Origin of the sequence: Streptomyces sp. NPDC005799, from assembly GCF_040630525.1 — a bacterium.
Taxonomy (GTDB): Bacteria; Actinomycetota; Actinomycetes; order Streptomycetales; family Streptomycetaceae; genus Streptomyces; species Streptomyces griseorubiginosus_B.
On the sequence record NZ_JBEXXQ010000080.1, the window covers coordinates 1 to 14104 of the forward strand.

General features: G+C 70.6%; 12 protein-coding genes and 2 pseudogenes. 11 read left to right on the plus strand and 3 right to left on the minus strand.

Annotated elements, in window-relative coordinates; translation table 11 throughout:
- Positions 1-99 precede the first annotated feature (99 nt).
- A complete protein-coding gene (locus ABZ453_RS45980) occupies positions 100-606 on the plus strand; it encodes a MarR family winged helix-turn-helix transcriptional regulator (protein ID WP_359025284.1) in 507 nt (168 codons plus the stop codon).
- 90 nt (positions 607-696) lie between these two features.
- Here ABZ453_RS45980 and ABZ453_RS45985 read toward each other — a convergent pair whose 3' ends face one another.
- Positions 697-1527, minus strand: a complete 831-nt coding sequence (locus tag ABZ453_RS45985) for an alpha/beta hydrolase (protein ID WP_359025286.1) — start codon at positions 1525-1527, stop codon at positions 697-699.
- A gap of 238 nt (positions 1528-1765) precedes the next feature.
- Positions 1766-2053 carry a hypothetical protein gene (locus ABZ453_RS45990; protein ID WP_359025340.1) on the minus strand — a complete coding sequence of 96 codons (288 nt, stop codon included), beginning with the start codon at positions 2051-2053 and terminating at the stop codon, positions 1766-1768.
- A 219-nt stretch (positions 2054-2272) separates the two neighbouring features.
- Between ABZ453_RS45990 and ABZ453_RS45995 the strand changes: the two genes are divergently transcribed.
- On the plus strand, positions 2273-2977 hold the full coding sequence (locus ABZ453_RS45995) for an aminoglycoside phosphotransferase family protein (RefSeq protein ID WP_359025287.1): 705 nt from the start codon (positions 2273-2275) through the stop codon (positions 2975-2977).
- Between the two features lie 75 nt (positions 2978-3052).
- Here the strand turns inward: ABZ453_RS45995 and ABZ453_RS46000 are convergent, their stop codons facing one another.
- Positions 3053-3448, minus strand: a complete 396-nt coding sequence (locus ABZ453_RS46000; RefSeq protein ID WP_359025334.1) for a MarR family transcriptional regulator — start codon at positions 3446-3448, stop codon at positions 3053-3055.
- On the opposite strand from ABZ453_RS46000, the pseudogene ABZ453_RS46005 reads away from it, so the two are divergent.
- The 9 genes and pseudogenes from ABZ453_RS46005 to ABZ453_RS46045 form a co-directional block, all read left to right on the plus strand.
- Positions 3329-3637, plus strand: a pseudogene (locus ABZ453_RS46005) (hypothetical protein); the annotation flags it as partial. The gene ABZ453_RS46000 and the pseudogene ABZ453_RS46005 sit on opposite strands and share 120 nt — an antisense overlap.
- 187 nt (positions 3638-3824) lie before the next feature.
- Complete coding sequence (locus ABZ453_RS46010) at positions 3825-4709, plus strand: DUF2797 domain-containing protein (protein ID WP_359025289.1); 885 nt, start codon at positions 3825-3827, stop codon at positions 4707-4709.
- A gap of 381 nt (positions 4710-5090) precedes the next feature.
- A complete protein-coding gene (locus tag ABZ453_RS46015; protein WP_359025291.1) occupies positions 5091-5975 on the plus strand; it encodes an amidohydrolase family protein in 885 nt (294 codons plus the stop codon).
- Between the two features lie 269 nt (positions 5976-6244).
- On the plus strand, positions 6245-6985 hold the full coding sequence (locus tag ABZ453_RS46020) for a response regulator transcription factor (protein ID WP_234491525.1): 741 nt from the start codon (positions 6245-6247) through the stop codon (positions 6983-6985).
- Positions 6982-8625 (plus strand): HAMP domain-containing sensor histidine kinase, encoded by a 1644-nt coding sequence (locus ABZ453_RS46025; protein WP_359025293.1) that lies wholly within the window; start codon positions 6982-6984, stop codon positions 8623-8625. The genes ABZ453_RS46020 and ABZ453_RS46025 overlap by 4 nt, the downstream gene beginning before the upstream one ends.
- A 14-nt stretch (positions 8626-8639) precedes the next feature.
- Positions 8640-10133, plus strand: coding sequence for a bifunctional glycosyltransferase family 2/GtrA family protein (locus ABZ453_RS46030; RefSeq protein ID WP_359025295.1), 1494 nt, complete (start codon positions 8640-8642; stop codon positions 10131-10133).
- On the plus strand, positions 10130-12313 hold the full coding sequence (locus ABZ453_RS46035) for a glycosyltransferase family 39 protein (protein WP_359025297.1): 2184 nt from the start codon (positions 10130-10132) through the stop codon (positions 12311-12313). The genes ABZ453_RS46030 and ABZ453_RS46035 overlap by 4 nt, the downstream gene beginning before the upstream one ends.
- Positions 12314-12452: 139 nt before the next feature.
- Positions 12453-13285: pseudogene (locus tag ABZ453_RS46040) on the plus strand (MFS transporter); the annotation flags it as partial.
- A gap of 56 nt (positions 13286-13341) precedes the next feature.
- Positions 13342-14103, plus strand: a complete 762-nt coding sequence (locus ABZ453_RS46045) for a TetR/AcrR family transcriptional regulator (protein WP_359025299.1) — start codon at positions 13342-13344, stop codon at positions 14101-14103.
- Position 14104 lies beyond the last annotated feature (1 nt).

Below are 14104 nucleotides of genomic sequence, written 5' to 3' on the forward strand. Positions count from 1 at the left end.
TCCGGGGTCTACGGACCCCTTGGGGGGGTGTTTTTGCTTACAAACTCTTGGGTTTTTTCTTTAGACCCCCAAAACACCTCCCCCGGTAGCCTTGCCGACATGGTGGAATGCGACGCGCTCGAGCCGGAGGAGTGGGATCTCTGGGACCGGTGGATGCACGCACAGCGCTTGCTCCTTCAGGAGATCGACCGTCGCCTGCAGGCCGAATTCGGCATCTCCAAGGCGGAGTTCAGCGTCCTCGTCACCCTGCTGAGGGCGCCCGGCCGTGAGGTGCGCGTCGTGGACATGGCGGAGTCGCTCGGCTGGGAGAAGAGCCGGGTCTCCCATCAGCTCACGCGCATGGAAAGCCGGGGGTTCGTGGTCCGCACCGAGAGCGGGGCCAGCGGGCGACGGACCGGTATCGGGCTGACACCGGACGGGCGCCGCCTGGCGGAGAGCGCCGTCGTCGCGCATGCCGGCAATGTCCGCCGCTTCTTCATCGATCAGCTCGCGCCCGAGCAGGCCGCGGCCATCAGCGCATGGAGTGACCACATGATCGAGCGGCTCGAGCAGCGGGGCGAACGGGGCGGCGCCGGTGCCGTGGGCGGTAATGCCTCTCGCGCGTGAGGGGGCCTCCCTCACGCGCGCGTGACGTCAGGTCCAGAAGCCCCGGAGCGGTGACCCGGGGCCTCCGATGATTTTTCAGGGGACGGGCCGTCAGGACTCGAGGAAGGCGAGGATGTCCGGGTTGAGGACGTCCGGATGGGTCGCCAGCATGCCGTGCGGGAAGCCCTCGTAACTCTTGAGGGTGCCGTTCTTCAGGAGTTCCACGGTCAGCGGTGCCGAGTCTTCGTAGGGGACGACCTGGTCGTCGGTGCCGTGGCAGACCAGGACCGGTACGTCGATCTGCCGGAGGTCCTCGGTGAAGTCGGTCTCCGAGAACGCCTTGATGCATTCGTAGTGGGCGTTGGCCGCGCCCATCATGCCCTGCCGCCACCAGTTGTCGATCAGACCCTGTGACACCTGCGTGCCGGGGCGGTTGAAGCCGTAGAACGGGCCCGAGGCCACGTCGATGTAGAACTGTGCGCGGTTGGCGACGAGGGCCGCGCGGAAGCCGTCGAAGATCTCGAGGGGCAGGCCGCCCGGGTTGCTCTCCGACTTGACCATGACGGGTGGTACGGCGCCCACCAGCACCGCCTTCGCGACACGGCCGGGCTTGGCGCGTGCGACGTAGCGGGCGACCTCGCCGCCGCCGGTGGAGTGGCCGACGTGGGCCGCGTCCCGTAGGTCGAGCGCGTCGGTGAGGGCGATCACGTCGGCGGCGTAGGTGTCCATGTCGTGGCCGGTGGCGGTCTGGCTCGAGCGTCCGTGCCCACGGCGGTCGTGGGCGATGACCCGGTAGCCGTGCGCCAGGAAGAACAACATCTGGTTGTCCCAGTCATCGGCGCTCAGGGGCCATCCGTGGTGGAAGACGACCGGCCGGCCGTCTCGCGGCCCCCAGTCCTTGTAGAAGATGGTGGTGCCGTCGTCGGTGGTGACTGTACCCATCGCTGATCCTCCGCTCGCCCGGGCGTGCTCCGGTGGCACAGAGGTGTGGGGGCACGCCGGGATCGACGAATTCACGCCCTGGGGCGCGGTCTGGACGTACCCGGACCACAGTACGCGCGGGCTGTGAACGCCACATCCTCAAACGGACTTCCGGCTGCCGGGAATCCGGCGAGTACAGCCGCCACTCTGCGTTCGGGGAGTTGAAGAGGGCGAAGCAGGCGGCGCACGTCCTGGTGGGTCAGGCCTTCGTGTCTGCCAGGCGTTGGAAGGCGCGGGTGGTGCGCGGGTGGGCGAGTTCGTCCAGGACGTGACGCCATTCGGGGTCGGAGAGGGCCGGATGGGCCAGGTCCCAGGCGGTGAGGAGCGGGGTCAGTTCGCCCTCATCGGGGGGCTGGGCGGGGGCCGCCGCCTGTTTCGTTGTCTTTCCGGTTGCTTTCGCCGTTGCCTTCGCGGTGGGCTTCGGGGTTGCTTTTGCGCTGGGCTTCGCGGTTGTCGTCCCGGTGGTGATGGGCTCGAGCGGGTTCATCGGATGTCCCTTCGGCGCGTCTTTGGCTTCGGTTCCACGATGCCGCTGTGGCGGCGCCCTCGCCATGAAGCCTCCCACCGGAGGGAAGGTGTAGGTGGCCGTACTTCCGCGGGGATGCCCGCACCCCGAGGATCCGTCGGTGGAAGGAGTCCGAGGCCGTGGGCACGAGGCGGTACCGGGCGTTGATGCGGTGAGCGAGGGAGGCCGTACGGAGGTGCCTTGTCCGGCGGGCGGATCACCCCGGGAGTGGTCCGGGTGGGGGACACGGTACGGCGGCCCGTCGGCGCCTCGTCCGCCTTCGTCGCCGAATTGCTCGGGCATCTCGCCGAGGCGGGCTTCGCCGGCACCCCCCGATACCTCGGACGCGACGCCGCCGGACGGGACGTCCTCAGCTACCTCCCCGGCTGGGTCCCCGCCCGCTTCCAGCACTGGACCGACGCCCAGGTCACCGCCGCCGGCGCCCTGTTGCGCGCGCTGCACGACGCCACGCGCGCGTGCCGCCTCGCAGGTCGGCACCCGGTCGTCTGCCACAACGACCCCGGCCCGAACAACACCGTTTTCAGGAACGGTCCGGACGGTGTACCGGTCGCCTTCATCGACTTCGACATGGCCGCGCCCGGCGATCCGCTGGAGGATCTCGGCTACATGGCGTGGACCTGGTGCGTGTCTTCCCGACGCGAGGCGCCGCCGGTCGCCGCGCAGGCCGCACAGGTCCGTGTCCTCGCCGATGCATACGGACTCGGCCCGGACGCGCGTCCGGGCCTTGTCGACGCCATCCTCGAACGTCAGACCCGTAACGCCCGCTGGTGGGCGGGCAGTCGGCTCGCGCCGCCCGCGGTCATCGCCGAGCGTGTCACCTGGTCGGAGCGGGAACACGCCTTCACGGCCGCCCAGCACGCGTCCTTCGCCGCAGCCCTGCGCTGAGTCCGGCTGGGCTGGACCGATCAGGCCGCCTCACCCGCGCACCCTGAATCACACCCGCCCGACGGCTCAGTCCGTTCAGTCCGTCCGGCGGTGCTCCTCCCTGTACCCCGCCGCCAGCGTGCTCGCGCGCGTGAACCAGTCGGTCAGGACCGCGATCTCGTCGGGGGAGTAGTCCGAGAAGAGCTCCGCAAGACGGGCGTAGTACGGCTCGTAGACCTCCCGTACGCGGGCCTCCGCCTCCGGCAGTGCGGCGACCCGGACACGGCGGCGGTCGTTCGGGTCGGGGCGGCGGGTGACGTAGCCGGCGCGTTCGAGGCGGTTGAGGATGCCGGTTACCGCGCCCGTCGTGACATGGGCGCGAGCCGCGAGGTCGCCGGCGGTGAGGAGGTTCTCGCCGGCCTCGATGACGTAGGCGAAGCAGCCACCCTCGGGACGGTGGTGCTGGGGCTCGGCGTGTGTACGGCCTCGCAGGCGATCCTGGTCGGTGGGCTCGCGATCGTGGTGGTGAGCGTTCTGGTCACCTGGACCCTGCATCTCACCGGATGGGGCAAGCCACCGGGCCTGCGGCCCAGGGAGCAGTGGGGGTGGCGGACCCGGGATCTGACGGCCCGGGCGGGTCATCCGGGGTGCGTCGGCTGCCGGTTGGCGGGACGGGGGCGGGAGGAGATGCCCGCGGCGGAGGCGTACTGCGCGTTGCCGGAGCCCGCAGCCGTTCCTGGATCTGCCGCCGTACCTGAATTCACCGAGGTGCCCGCGTTTTCTGCCCCGGTCCGCAATCTGGCTCCTGAACTGCGCGGATACCGCCGCCGGAGCCCGTTGTCAGTGGTGCCCTCTACTCTCGGAGGCGATGGCACAGGCATGGAAGTGCTCGGGGCTGCGGTGGGCCGGCGGCGGTCCCGTGCTGGCGTGGGACGGTGGTCGGCGCAGCGCGCTGACCTGGGGGAAACGGGTGGCCTTCAGGGTCGCGGACGGGGGTGTGCGGACATGTGTGGGAGCACGGGGGCATACGTGCCCGGTGCGGGCGGCGGTGCCGGGACGGAGTACGGGGGCGCGGTGCGAGGAGTGCGCGCGGCTGGACCGGGCGCACTCCGTGGCCGCCGACACGATCGCGGACGATCCGCGCCCGTACCACGTGTATCTGGCGTGGTTCGGGCCCGGCATGGTCAAGGTCGGGATCACCGCCGAAGAGCGGGGCTCGGCGCGGCTGCTCGAGCAGGGCGCGGTGTGCTTCAGCTGGCTGGGGCTGGGGCCGTTGATGGCCGCCCGGCGCACGGAGGAGCTACTGCGCGCCGCGCTCCGGGTGCCGGACCGGATCCCGTACGGCGAGAAGCGGGCCGTCCGTTCCCGGTTGCCGGCGTCGGCGGCTGAGCGGGCGGCCGAGGTGGCGGAGCTGCACGGTCGGGCCTGCGCGCTGACCGCCTGGCCGGAGTCGCTGCGGCGGGAGCCGTGCCAAATCGTCGACCACGTGGGGGTGTTCGGGCTCACCGACCTTCCGGCCGCCGCCGGGGAGGTGACAGAGCTGGCCGCGGGCAGCGGGGTGAACGGGAAGCTGCTCGCGGCCGCGGGGCCCGATCTGCACCTCGCGACGGGCCGCGGGGTCGTCGTGCTCGACACGCGGCTGATGACGGGGTGGGACATCGTGCCGAGCGGGGACGGGGAGGGCGTCACCGTTCCGGTCAGAGAGGTGAGGGGGGTGAGGGAGGCGGCCGGCGTTCAGGACGGACTCTTCTGACGGCTCGCTCCGCCGGGTCTGGTGGGCTTCTTCGGTGGCCTGGCGGGCCTCTTCGGCGGCGCGGACGGCCTGCTTCGCCCGATCTGGCGGCCTCGTTGCCGGTGTGGCTGCCTGCTTCGCAGGGTCTGGTCTGGCCGACTGCTTCGGCGGGTCGGACGGGCTGCTTCGCCCGATCTGGCGGCCTCGTCGCCGGTGTGGCTGCCTGCTTTGCCGGGTCCGACGGCCTGTTTCGTCGGGGCTGGCCGACTTCTCTGCCGGGGCGGACGGCCTGCTCTGCCGGGGCTGAGGAACTGCTTCGCCGGGCTGTTGCGAGCATCCGGATGTGGGTGAGGGTGAGGATGAGAGGCAGGAGAAGACCGGCGAGCGGGTTCGAGAGGGCATATGGCTGAGAAGGCGGAGGCCGGGCAGGTCCGGCGGTTCTGGGAGCGGCTGGGGCTGCCGGGGCTGGTCGACGTGCACACGCATTTCATGCCCGAGCGCGTACTGCGCAAGGTGTGGGGCTACTTCGACTCGCTCGGGCCGCTGACCGGCGGGGTGGAGTGGCCGATCACGTACCGGGCGGAGGAGGAGGAACGGGTCGCGTTGATACGGGAGTTCGGGGTGCGGGCCTTCACCGCCATGCTCTACCCGCACAAGCCCGGCATGGCACGGTGGCTGAACAGCTGGGCCGTCGAGTTCGCCGCCCGCACTCCCGACTGTCTGCACACCTCGACGCTCTTCCCGGAGGACGGGGTCGAGGCCTACGTCCAGGAGGCGGTCGACGCCGGGGCGCGGGTCTTCAAGGCGCATGTGCAGGTGGGCGCGTACGACCCGGCGAGTGAACTCCTCGATCCCGCTTGGGGGTTGCTCGCGGAGGCGGGCGTGCCGGTGGTGATCCACTGCGGTTCAGGACCCGCGCCGGGCAAGCACACCGGGCCCGAGCCGATCGCCCGCGTGCTGGCACGCCATCCCCGACTGCGGCTGGTCATCGCGCATATGGGGATGCACGAGTACGAGGACTTCCTCGACCTGGCCGAGCGGTACGGGGAGGTGCGGCTGGACACGACGATGGCGTTCACGGACTTCAGCGAACGGTTCGCGCCGTTCCCCGGGCGGGCCCTGCCGCGGCTCGCGGACCTCGGCGACCGCGTTCTGCTGGGCAGCGACTTCCCCAACATCCCGTATCCCTACCTCCACCAACTCCACGCCCTGGAGCGTCTGGACCTCGGCGACGACTGGCTGCGGGCCGTGTGCCACGACAACGGGGCGCGGCTCTTCGGGCTGTGAGACCACCCAGGGAGCCCTCGCACCCAGGCCACCCACAGACAACCTTTACCTTCCGAACACCCCGGCCCACGGATGATGGACCTGCCCCGTACCCGCTGGGCACCGCCCGGCACCCGTTGAGCAACCGCGCCCGGCACCCGTCCCGACCGGCGCGGACACGGCTGGGCAAGAACTTCCCAGGGGTTCCCTGAGAGGCGCCTGTGCGTTTCTCAGGGAAATCACAGGTTGTCGAAAGGGTGCTCTCAGAGGATCCAGACAGTGTGTCCACCATGACCACGACCTCGCCCCAGGGGCGCACCGAACTGCTGAGGCCGGACGGGAGCCCCGTCCGAGTGCTTGTGGTGGACGACGAGCTGTCGATCACCGAACTGCTGTCCATGGCCCTCCGTTACGAGGGCTGGCAGATACGGTCGGCCGGAGACGGCACGGGAGCCATACAGACCGCTCGTGAGTTCCGTCCCGACGCCGTCGTACTCGACATGATGCTGCCGGACATGGACGGGCTGACCGTCCTGGGGCGGCTGCGTCGGGAGCTGCCGGACGTGCCGGTGCTGTTCCTGACGGCCAAGGACGCGGTCGAGGACCGTATCGCCGGGCTCACCGCCGGCGGCGACGACTACGTCACCAAGCCGTTCTCCCTGGAGGAGGTCGTGGCGCGGCTGCGGGGTCTCATCCGCCGTTCCGGTGCCGCCGACCGGCGTTCGGACTCGGTGCTGGTGGTCGGTGACCTCACCCTGGACGAGGACAGCCACGAGGTGTCGCGGGCCGGGGACTCCATCCACCTCACCGCGACCGAGTTCGAGCTGCTGCGTTTCCTGATGCGCAATCCGCGGCGCGTGCTCAGCAAGGCGCAGATCCTCGACCGGGTGTGGTCGTACGACTTCGGTGGGCAGGCCAATGTGGTCGAGCTGTACATCTCGTATCTGCGGCGCAAGATCGACGCCGGGCGGGAGCCGATGATCCACACGCGGCGTGGGGCCGGTTATCTGATCAAGCCCGCCGCCTCATGAGCGGGCGACGACGAACGCGTCCGCAGCAGCGACGAGCGGGACAGCCGCGCACCCTGCGGGCGCGGCTCGTCGTCGCCTCCGTCGTGCTGATCGCCGTGGTGTGCGCGGTGATCGGCACGGTGACGACACTGGCGCTCAGGTCGCACCTGTACAACGAGCTCGACCAGCAACTGAGCGAGGTCGGCAAGCGCGCGTCGGGTCCTTTCGGACCGGGTGGTCCGGGTAAGGGCGACAACGACGCGCCCGGCCAGCAGGGCAACGGGCAGAACAACACACCCACGGGTATCCGTACGACCGGCCTGAGCGACTTCGTCACCCGGGGGCCGCAGCCCGCTGCGTCCACGGTCGCCGCCAAGGTTGTGAACGGCTCCGCCACTGAGGGCAAGGTGGGCCACAAGTCCACCTCCACGTTTTTGATGAGCGCGGTGTCACTCACCAGCGCTCAGCTGGCCGCCCTCAACTCCGTTGCCCAGGACGACAACAAGCACACGGTGGACCTCCCGGGTCTGGGTTCGTACCGCGTCTCGTACGTCCACGGCCCCAACGGCAACTACTACGTCGCCATCCCCACCAATGAGACCGACGGCACCATCGACACCCTGATCCTCGTCGAGCTCAGCGTCACCGCCGCAGGACTGGGGGCCGCCGTCATCGCCGGTTACGTGCTCGTCGGTGTTGCCACGCGGCCGCTTCGGCGCGTCGCCGCCACCGCGACCCGGGTGTCCGAACTGCCGCTGCACACCGGTGAGGTGAATCTCAGTGAGCGGGTGCCCGAGTCGGAGACCGATCCGCACACCGAGGTCGGCCAGGTCGGCGCCGCGCTCAACCGGATGCTGGACCACGTCCACGGCGCCCTGCACGCGCGTCAGCAGAGCGAGATGCGGGTACGGCAGTTCGTCGCGGACGCCAGTCATGAGCTCAGGACACCCCTCGCCTCCATCCGCGGGTACGCCGAGCTGACCCGGCGCGGGAGGGAGCAGGTCGGGCCCGACACCCGGCACGCCCTGGGCCGGATCGAGTCCGAGGCCGGCCGGATGACCCTCCTCGTCGAGGATCTGCTGCTGCTGGCCCGGCTCGACGCGGGGCGCCCGCTGCAGTTCGAGCAGACCGATCTGATCCCGCTGGTCGTGGACACCGTCAGCGACTCCCGCGCGGCCGGCATGGACCACAACTGGCGGCTGGACCTGCCCGACGAACCCGCGCTGGTGTCGGCGGACGCGGCCCGCATCCAGCAGGTGCTGGTCAATCTGCTGGGCAACGCCCGCAAGCACACTCCGCCCGGCACCACCGTCACCGCACGGATCCAGCGGCGCGGCCCCTGGATGTGCGTGGACGTCGAGGACAACGGCCAGGGCATCCCGCCCGACCTGCTGCCGCACGTCTTCGAGCGGTTCGCCCGCGGCGACTCGGCGCGTTCGCGTGCCACCGGGTCCACCGGGCTCGGGCTCGCCATCGTGCAGGCCGTCGCGACCGCGCACGGCGGTGCCGTGACCGTGGACAGCGTCCAGGGCCGTACGGTCTTCACCGTGCATCTGCCGGCGCTCGCCCCGGCGGTCCCCCACCCGGCTCCCAAGACGAACTGGCAATCGCACTCACAGGTGCAGCACAGTGCCAGCACATGGGTGCAACAGGGCACTTGACCAGAGTCGTTTCCATGCGAACCGACTCTTCTCCCGGCACCCTGCCGGCGCGGGAGCACCTCCCGGCCGGCGACGCCGGTACGCCTGTCCTGGACGTAGTGATCCCCGTCTACAACGAGGAGAAGGACCTCCAGCCGTGTGTGCTGAGACTGCACCAGCACCTCAAGCGCACGTTCCCGTACGCGTTCCGCATCACCATCGCGGACAACGCGTCGACCGACACCACTCCGACGGTGGCGTCGCGGCTGGAGTCGGAGATCGCCGAGGTCAGGAACTTCCGCCTGGAGCAGAAGGGCCGCGGACGGGCCCTGCGCACCGTGTGGTCCGCCTCGGAGGCCCCGATCCTCGCCTACATGGACGTGGACCTGTCCACCGATCTCAACGCCCTGCTCCCGCTGGTGGCTCCGCTGATCTCGGGCCACTCGGACCTCGCCATCGGCTCGCGGCTCTCCCGCAGCTCCCGGGTGGTTCGCGGTCCCAAGCGGGAGTTCATCTCACGGACGTACAACCTGATCCTGCGCGGCTCGCTGCAGGCCCGCTTCTCGGACGCGCAGTGCGGATTCAAGGCGATCCGGCGTGATGTCGCCCAGGTGCTGCTGCCGCTGGTGGAGGACACCGGCTGGTTCTTCGACACCGAGATGCTGGTCATCGCCGAACGCGCGGGCCTTCGCATCCACGAGGTGCCTGTCGACTGGGTCGACGACCCCGACTCCACCGTCCACATCGTGAAGACGGCCACCGAGGACCTCAAGGGCGTGTGGCGGGTGGGCAAGGCGCTCGCGACCGGATCGCTGCCGCTGGACCGGATCACCCGCCCGTTCGGCGACGACCCGCGTGACCGCGAGATCCAGGACGTGCCGAAGGGACTGGCCCGCCAGCTCGTCGGGTTCTGTGTCGTCGGCGGTCTGTCGACCCTCTTCTATCTCGTCCTCTACAGCCTCTTCCGGCAGTTCGGCGGCTCGCAGCTCGCCAACGCGCTCGCGCTGCTCGTCTCCGCGGTCGCCAACACCGCCGCCAACCGGCGTCTGACCTTCGGGGTGCGCGGACGCGGGGGCGCCGTCCGTCACCAGGCGCAGGGCCTCGTCGTCTTCGGCATCGGCCTCGCCCTGACCAGCGGCTCGCTCGCCGCCCTGAACGCGGCGACGTCCGACCCTGCGCACTCCACCGAGCTGGCGGTGCTGATCGCCGCCAACCTCGCGGCGACCGTGCTGCGCTTCCTGCTCTTCCGCGCCTGGGTCTTCCCCGACCGGGACGACAGCCGGCCGTCCACGGTGGTGGCCGCGCACACCCCGTCCTCGCCGACGTACGTGACGACCCCGACGACCCCGACGACCCCGTTCCCGCAGTACCAGCCGCAGCACCCGCTGCCACAGCGCCCGGCCGCGTACCGCGGCCACGACACCAATCAGTTCCGCGCCGGCGAAGTCGCGGACCGCACCTGGGAGGACGCCACCCTGCATCTGCAGCCGGTGCGTCCGACCGACACCGATCCGAGGGACGCCCGATGACCACCCACTACGACCGAACGACGTACGAGGGGGGACCCGGTCCCGCCTCCTGGGGGCCGCCCCCCGGCCCCACGGTCACCACGGCCGTGCAGGAGCCAGTGGTTCCCACCGAGCCCCGGGCCGGCGAGCCGCGGCAGCCCTTCGTACGGCGACTGTGGCGCGGCCGTCCCGAGGACCCCCGCTGGGCGCGCCCGGCCTTCCTCGGACTGCTGGCCGCCACCCTGCTTCTCTACCTCTACAACCTGAGCGCCTCCGGCTACGCCAACTCCTTCTACTCGGCGGCAGTGCAGGCCGGCAGCAAGTCCTGGAAGGCGTTCTTCTTCGGCTCGCTGGACGCGGGCAACGCGATCACCGTCGACAAGCCCCCGGCGTCCCTGTGGCCGATGGAGCTGTCGGTCCGGATCCTCGGCCTCAACTCCTGGGCGATCCTTCTCCCCGAGGTCCTGATGGGCGTCGGCGCGGTGGCCGTGGTGTACGCGGGCGTGCGGCGCCGTTTCAGCCCCGGGGCCGGTCTGGTCGCGGGTGCGGTGCTCGCGCTCACTCCGGTCGCGGCGCTGATGTTCCGGTTCAACAACCCGGACGCCATGCTGGCCCTGCTGATGGCGCTGGCCTGCTACTTCGTGGTGCGTGCCGTCGAGGACGGCAGGACGAGGTGGCTGGTGTGGGCCGGGGTCGCGATCGGCTTCGCGTTCCTCGCCAAGACCCTGCAGGCCTTCCTGATCCTGCCGCCGCTGGCGATCGTGTACGCGGTCTGCGCGCCGGTGCCGGTGAGGAAGCGGTTGGCACAGCTGGCGGCGGCGACGCTCGCGCTGGTCGTCTCCGGCGGCTGGTGGGCAGCCATCGTCGAGCTGTGGCCCGCCTGCTGCCGCCCCTACATCGGCGGTTCGCAGAACAACAGCTTCCTCGAGCTGACCTTCGGCTACAACGGCTTCGGCCGCCTCAGCGGCGACGAGACCGGCAGCGTCGGCGGCGGTGGCGGAGGCGGCGGCACCGGTATGTGGGGGGCCACCGGCTGGAACCGGATGTTCAACTCCGAGGTCGGCGGCCAGATCTCCTGGCTGCTCCCGGCCGCGCTGGTCCTCTTCGTCGCCGGCCTGGTCGCCACGCGCAAGCTGAAGCGGACCTCGGTCGCCCGCGCCTCGTTCCTGGTCTGGGGCGGCTCGCTGCTGATGACCATGGTCGTCTTCAGCTACATGGCGGGCATCTTCCACCAGTACTACACGGTGGCGCTCGCCCCCTACATGGCCGCGGTCATCGGCATGGGCTCGGCGATCCTGTGGGAGAAGCGCGGGGAGACCTGGGCCTCGATCACCCTCGCGGGCGCGGTCGTGGCGAGCGCGGTGTGGAGTTACGTCCTGCTCAACCGCACCTCAAGCTATCTGCCCTGGCTGAAGTACCTCGTCCTGATCGGCGGTCTGACCGCCGCGCTCGGCCTGATCTTCGCGGGCCGGCTCAACCGGCAGCTGGCTCTCGGGGCGGCTGCCGTGGGTCTGGTCGCCTCGCTGGCCGGCCCGACCGCGTACACCCTCAGCACCCTGCAGACGGGCCACACCGGCTCCATCGTCACGGCCGGTCCGGCGGGCGCGAGCATGATGGGCGGTCCCGGCGGCGGCGGTATGCGCGGCGGCTTCGGCGGCGGCGGTATGCGGGGCGGCTTCGGCGGCGGCACGCCGGGCGGGCAGAACGGCAACGGCAACACCCAGGGCCAGAACCAGCAGGGCAACGGCAACACGCAGGGCCGGCAGAACGGTAACGGCTTCCCCGGCGGGGGCGGCGCCGGTGGCATGGGCGGCGGTGGTGGCGTCGGCGGTCTGCTGAACGGCGCCAGCGTCTCCTCCGCGGCCAAGAAGCTGCTGGAGACCGACTCGTCCAAGTACACCTGGGTCGCCGCGGCCATCGGCGCCCAGAACGCGGCGAGCTACCAACTCTCCACCGGCGACCCGGTGATGGCGATCGGCGGCTTCAACGGCACCGACCCGTCGCCGACGCTGGCCCAGTTCCAGAAGTACGTGGCGGACGGCAAAATCCACTACTTCATCTCCTCCGGCACCCGAGGCGGCATGGGCGGCAGCAGCAGCGGTACGTCCTCGCAGATCACGTCCTGGGTCGAGAAGAACTTCAAGAAGGTGACCGTGGGTTCGTCGACCTTCTACGACCTGACGCAGAAGGCGAGCAGCTGATTCGCGGCCCGACGATCTGACGGAAACCGCGCCGTACACCGTATAGCAGCCAGCTATACGGTGTACGGCATGTCCCCGTCCCTCGTGCCCCGGCCCCCGTCCCCCGTCCCCCGTGCCCCGGCCCACCCCCGCCGCTGGCCGATGAATGATCAACGCGTACTCGCTGGTGCAGTCCGGCCCGCTGCTGGGCGCCGGCAGCGCGGCGTACCTCCCCCACGCCCCGCGCGGGCCGTGTGGGGGTCGGCGGGGCGCTGGTGCTGACCCCCACGCTGGCGGTGGCGATGCAGATCTTCACCCTCGAGGAGCAGCCGAAGGCGATCGGCGTCTGGGCCGCGGTCAACGCGCTGGGCTTCGCGGCCGGCCCGCTGATCGGCGGGTTCCTGCTGAACCACTTCTGGTCGGGCCGCGATCCTCCTGATCAACCTGCCGGTTGCGGCGCTGGGTCTGGTGGCCGTGGTGACGCTCGTACCGGAGTCGAAGAGCCCGAGCGGCGACCGCCCCGACCTGCTCGCTCTCACGGTCGTCGCCCTGAACTTCTCAGGACTGTCGGCGAAGTGGGCGGCGCGGCTGGGGACACCGGTGTCCATCGCGCTCGGGATGGTGCTGATGGCGGGCGGGCTGGTGTCGTTCGCCCTGCTGGACGCCCGGGGCTATGCCGGGACGCTGGTGGGGCTGCTGCTGATCGGGGGCGGGTGCGCGATCGCCAACTCGGCCATGGCGCATGCGATCATGAGCGCGATTCCCCCGGAGAAGGCGGGGGTCGGGGCCGGTGTCAACGGCACCCTGGCCGAGGTCGGCAACGGCCTGGGCATCGCCGTGCTCGGGGCCGTGCTCCGTTCCTCCGGAGGGCTGGCCGAGGGGCTGAAGGCCGGTCAGCTGGTGGGTGCCGTGGCCGTGCTGCTGGGCGGGTTCGTGGCGGCGGCGTTGCTGCGACGTGCGCAGCGGGCAGACTCGGAGATGGTGGCGGCCTGAGGGCCGGCCGCCGACCGGCACCTCGATGTGTGAACGGAAGTCTAGGAAGGTACGCCATGGTGAGGGCAGCCGAGCGGGCCGTGCGGACCAGTGTGTGGCTGGAGGGCAAGGTCCGTCGGGGCGGGCGCGGCGGCGGGCAGCCCTCGGGTCTCGACCGGGACCGGATCACCGAGGTGACCGTAGGGCTCCTGGACGCCGAGGGGCTGGCGAAGTTCTCCATGCGCAGGCTGGCCGCCGAGCTGAACGTCACCGCGATGTCCGTCTACTGGTACGTCGACACCAAGGACGACCTCCTCGAACTCGCCCTGGACGCGGCCTACGGTGAACTCACCCTGCCCGACCCGGACGCCGACGAGGACTGGCGCGAGCAGCTGCGCACGCTGGCGACGGAGTACCGCGCCCTACTGGTCCGCCATCCCTGGCTGTCCCCGCTGGCGGGCACGTTCCTCAACATCGGCCCGAACTCGCTGGCCTTCTCCCGGGTCGTCCAGCGGGTCATCCGGAAAACCGGCCTGCCGGTGCACGGCCTGACCGGTGCCATCTCGCTCGTCTTCCAGTTCGTGTACGGCTACGGCACCATCGAGGGCCACTTCATCGCCCGCTGCGCCGAGGCGGGCATGACCCAGGACGAGTACTTCCAGCACGCGATGACCGCGGTGACCCGGTCACCGGAGGCCGCCGAGATCGTCAAGGAGAACGAGGAGATCATGGCGGCCCGGGGCGGTGACACGGTGGAGGAGATGAGGGCGAGGGACTTCACCTTCGCCCTGGACCTCCTGATCGCGGGCATCGAGGCGATGACCGACAAGCCCTACTAGC